Origin of the sequence: Vibrio sp. 10N.261.52.A1, from assembly GCF_002876325.1 — a bacterium.
In the GTDB taxonomy this organism is placed as follows: domain Bacteria; phylum Pseudomonadota; class Gammaproteobacteria; order Enterobacterales; family Vibrionaceae; genus Vibrio; species Vibrio chagasii.
Genome location: NZ_MCYD01000108.1, coordinates 1 through 4,076, shown reverse-complemented (window position 1 = coordinate 4,076; position 4,076 = coordinate 1). Strand labels below are relative to the sequence as shown.

Genomic DNA, 4,076 nt, shown 5'->3' with positions numbered 1-4,076 from the left:
GATCTACGCAGGGGTAAGTGAAATCATTACTCAGTTTCAGCCGGATGTATTTGCCATTGAGCAGGTCTTCATGGCAAAGAATGCGGATTCAGCACTTAAGTTAGGTCAGGCTCGTGGTAGCGCAATTGTGGCCGCTGTAAATGCAGATTTGCCGGTTCATGAATACGCCGCTCGTTTGATTAAACAGGCGGTGACAGGTAATGGTGGTGCTGATAAGTCTATGGTTCAGAATATGGTAATGAGTATGCTTAAGTTACCAGCGAGACCACAAGCCGATGCTGCCGATGCGTTAGGCGTAGCGATCACTCACGCCAACACCAACAAAACCTTGATTGCGCTGGCAGGTAAAGCGACAGGCGCAAGAAAAGGGCGCTATCGTTAACTCTCTCCGCCAGTTAGCTTCCTTCATATATCACTTCCCCTCGTTATACTGATGAGCCTTGCGTTTGGTTAGGCTCATATCAAAGCAATATGCCGCTAAATCCCTGACGAAATGAGATCTTTCGAACAGAACCTAGATCATAACATTGCGTCCCATTTAACATGATATTAACATTGGTCGGAGGTCTTATAAGTTAATCAAGGATGATCACTGATGAACCCTATCAAGTTGTGGCGCGTGCTATTTCTGCCCAAAACTCGCGAATGGAACAACAATCAAACCAGACAAGCCGACATCTTATTACTTTTCACTTTCATCGCTTTCTTTGTCGGTATCTACAGCTTAATCAAATGGACAAAACATGGAGAGCAGCTGCTTGTTGCTACTTCTGTGTTCCTTATCGTCTTTGAACTGCTCTCAGCCATGCTACTTCGTATTACTGGAAAACCAAGTTTGGCACTTAACTTTGGCTTTGTGGGTATGGCGGTACACGCACTGAATATCATTTATCAAAGTGGCGGTGTGGTGGACTCTACGCAGGCCTATTGGGTGCCTTTGTTAGTGGTTGCTTTCTTTTTATCAGGAACACGTATTGTCGCTTTGGTGTGGAGTGGGCTGGTGATTGGTGTCTCCTTGGTGATGACGTCCGCTCATTTGAACGGATTCATATTTCCACAGTTAGTGCTTACTCCGGAAGCGGTGGTTGTCGAAACATGGTCTGGCGTGATTATGCCGCTGGTGGTGATCTGCATTGCACAAGCGTTTACGGCCAAGCAAAAAGAAGTCGCTATCGAGATGGCAGAAGAAGCGATTTCGGAGAGTCAGCAGGTCGCCAACAAAGCGACACAAAGTGAACGGCGCTTGTCAGTTGTGCTCGACCAAGCCAACTCGAATTCAGAAAGCTTACAGGGTGTCTCTGTACATCTAGAACAACAGTCACAAGATTTACATGCACAAGTCGAAGTATTGAACATCAATTGTGAATCTCAGGCGAGTGCAGCTGAGGAGATGAGTCAGCAACTGCACCAGATGACGCAAGGTATCGCAGAGTCGAATTCGTTCGTCGGTGAACTCAAAGAGCGCAGTGAAGCCGTTGGCACGAAAGCGCAAAAGAGTTCCGAATCTCTTGAGGCGTCGACCGGAGCCATCAGTCAAATCATACAAAGTAACCAAGAGATCATGAAGGTCGCTGACTTAATCACTTCGGTAGCAGAGCAGACCAACTTACTCGCGTTGAACGCCGCAATAGAAGCGGCTCGCGCAGGCGAGCAGGGGAGAGGTTTTGCTGTGGTAGCCGACCAGGTAAGGGAGCTGTCAGCAAAAAGTAGTCATTCAGCCATCGAGATCCGAAGCTTGTTGGATCGTAGTAAAGTGGAAGTGGAGCATGGCAGAGCGATCATCGAAACTACGGCCAATGAAATGAACGGCATTATTTCAGAGGTTCAGACTATCTCTACTGATGTGAACCAATTGACCGATATTATGGCGATGCAGATGGATTCTCTAAAAGAGCTCGATCTTGCCAGCTCTGAAGTGGCGCAGAGCGTTGCCGAAACCAAATCTGTGTCGAGTTTGGTTGCCAACTATGGCTCTGCACTGACTGGACATGTCACTTCAGTCAAGGAATTGGTTGAAAGCCTAAATCGCGTGGTCTCCCAAGCTAAACAGGCTTAAATAAATCCCTCGAAAACCCACAAAGAACTGGATAAGCATCCAGTTCTTTTATATTCTGTCCCTCAAATTAAATTCCATCAAGAGAGTGAATTGTGATCGGACGTCTACGCGGTACATTAATAGAAAAACAGCCACCAGAATTATTGATTGAAGTCAGTGGTGTTGGTTACGAAGTACAAATGCCAATGAGCTGTTTTTATGAACTACCGAACGTAGGCGAAGAAGCAATTATCTATACGCATTTTGTAGTACGTGAAGATGCGCAGCTCCTTTATGGCTTCAATACGGTTAAAGAGCGTGCGCTGTTCCGCGAAGTGATCAAAGCGAACGGTGTTGGCCCTAAACTTGGCCTTGGTATCCTTTCTGGTATGACGGCGAGCCAGTTTGTTCAGAGTGTTGAACGCGAAGACATTTCTACGCTAGTGAAACTTCCTGGTGTTGGTAAGAAAACCGCGGAACGTCTTGTTGTCGAAATGAAAGACCGCTTGAAAGGGTGGGGTGCAGGCGACCTGTTTACTCCTGCGACTGACGCGGCGCCAATAGACTCTATGCCAACAGTTCACGATGCTGAAGAAGAAGCGGTAAGTGCACTGCTTGCATTGGGCTATAAGCCGACTCAAGCTTCTAAGGTGGTTTCTCAAGTGGCTAAAGAAGGTATGACGAGCGAACAGCTGATTCGCGAAGCCTTGAAATCGATGGTCTAATCGAACTTGATGATACAGCCATAGTTAAATCGAAAGGTTAAGGTATGGCTGATAAAAGATACTTGTACCTAGCGTGTCGGCTCTTATTCCTCGATGTTAGGTCAAACGAGTGTTTACCTTCGCTTTCTTTAACGTCGGTGATACTTTTAACAAGAATTGAAAGAAAACAGAGCTAACCCTCTCAAATTGGAACTCTCTATGATTGAAGCAGATCGCCTCATTGCTCCTGACAACCCGGTCTTTAAAGATGAAGATGTTATCGACCGTGCAATACGACCAAAGGCGTTAGCCGACTATCAAGGTCAGGACCACGTTCGTGACCAGATGGAGATTTTCATCAAAGCGGCGCAATTGCGTAATGAAGCACTTGATCATCTGTTGATATTTGGTCCTCCAGGCTTGGGTAAAACCACATTGGCGAACATTGTTGCCAATGAGATGGATGTAAACATTCGCACCACTTCTGGGCCGGTGTTAGAGAAAGCCGGCGACTTAGCGGCGCTGCTGACCAACCTTGAAGAAAATGATGTCCTATTCATTGATGAGATCCACCGCTTAAGCCCTGTGGTTGAAGAGGTGCTGTATCCAGCTATGGAAGATTACCAATTGGACATCATGATTGGTGAAGGCCCAGCGGCGCGCTCTATCAAGATTGACTTGCCACCGTTCACTCTGATTGGTGCAACGACGCGTGCTGGTTCACTGACCTCTCCACTGCGTGACCGTTTTGGTATTACTCAACGTCTCGAGTATTACAAAGTAGAAGACTTGCAAAACATCGTACAGCGCAGCGCTGACTGCCTTGGCCTTTCGATGGAAGCAGAAGGGGCGTTGGAAGTGGCTCGCCGAGCTCGTGGTACACCACGTATTGCCAACCGTTTACTGCGCCGCGTCCGCGATTATGCGGAAGTAAAAGGGGACGGACATATTTGTCCTGAGGTCGCAGACAGCGCACTGAACATGTTAGATGTTGATGCTAAAGGTTTTGACTATATGGACAGAAAGCTTCTATTGGCAATTATGGAGAAGTTTGGTGGCGGCCCAGTTGGTATCGACAATATGGCTGCAGCAATTGGTGAAGAGAAAGACACCATTGAAGATGTATTGGAGCCTTATCTAATACAGCAAGGTTATCTACAAAGAACACCAAGGGGCCGAATCGCGACTGATAGAGCCTATTTACACTTTGGGATAGACCTACCGTCTAATCGCTAAATTATTCATTTTTAAAGATCCCAGTTGCATAAGCGCTGGGATTTTTTGCGTTTTACTGAATAACAACTCTTTGCGCGAGTCGCTATAAAGCTCAAATAGGG

The 4,076-nt window shown here is 46.7% G+C and carries 4 protein-coding genes; all 4 read left to right on the top strand.

The features are described from left to right. Positions 1-382 (top strand): crossover junction endodeoxyribonuclease RuvC (gene ruvC, locus BCT81_RS01405; protein ID WP_102423050.1); only part of this gene is annotated, 382 nt, incomplete at its 5' end. Positions 383-595: 213 nt separating this feature from the next. Further along, positions 596-2,056, top strand: a complete 1,461-nt coding sequence (locus BCT81_RS01400; RefSeq protein WP_102423049.1) for a methyl-accepting chemotaxis protein — start codon at positions 596-598, stop codon at positions 2,054-2,056. 92 nt (positions 2,057-2,148) lie between these two features. Next, positions 2,149-2,760, top strand: coding sequence for a Holliday junction branch migration protein RuvA (gene ruvA, locus BCT81_RS01395; RefSeq protein WP_102423048.1), 612 nt, complete (start codon positions 2,149-2,151; stop codon positions 2,758-2,760). A 198-nt stretch (positions 2,761-2,958) separates the two neighbouring features. Next, the gene (ruvB, locus tag BCT81_RS01390; protein ID WP_008219931.1) at positions 2,959-3,975 is read left to right on the top strand and encodes a Holliday junction branch migration DNA helicase RuvB; all 1,017 of its coding nucleotides are present in this window, start codon (positions 2,959-2,961) and stop codon (positions 3,973-3,975) included. Positions 3,976-4,076 lie beyond the last annotated feature (101 nt).

Bases quoted from the DNA above. Each gene is read 5' to 3' on its own strand.
- BCT81_RS01400 (WP_102423049.1), top strand. From the start codon at position 596: ATGAACCCTATCAAGTTGTGGCGCGTGCTATTTCTGCCCAAAACTCGC.
- ruvB (WP_008219931.1), top strand. From the start codon at position 2,959: ATGATTGAAGCAGATCGCCTCATTGCTCCTGACAACCCGGTCTTTAAA.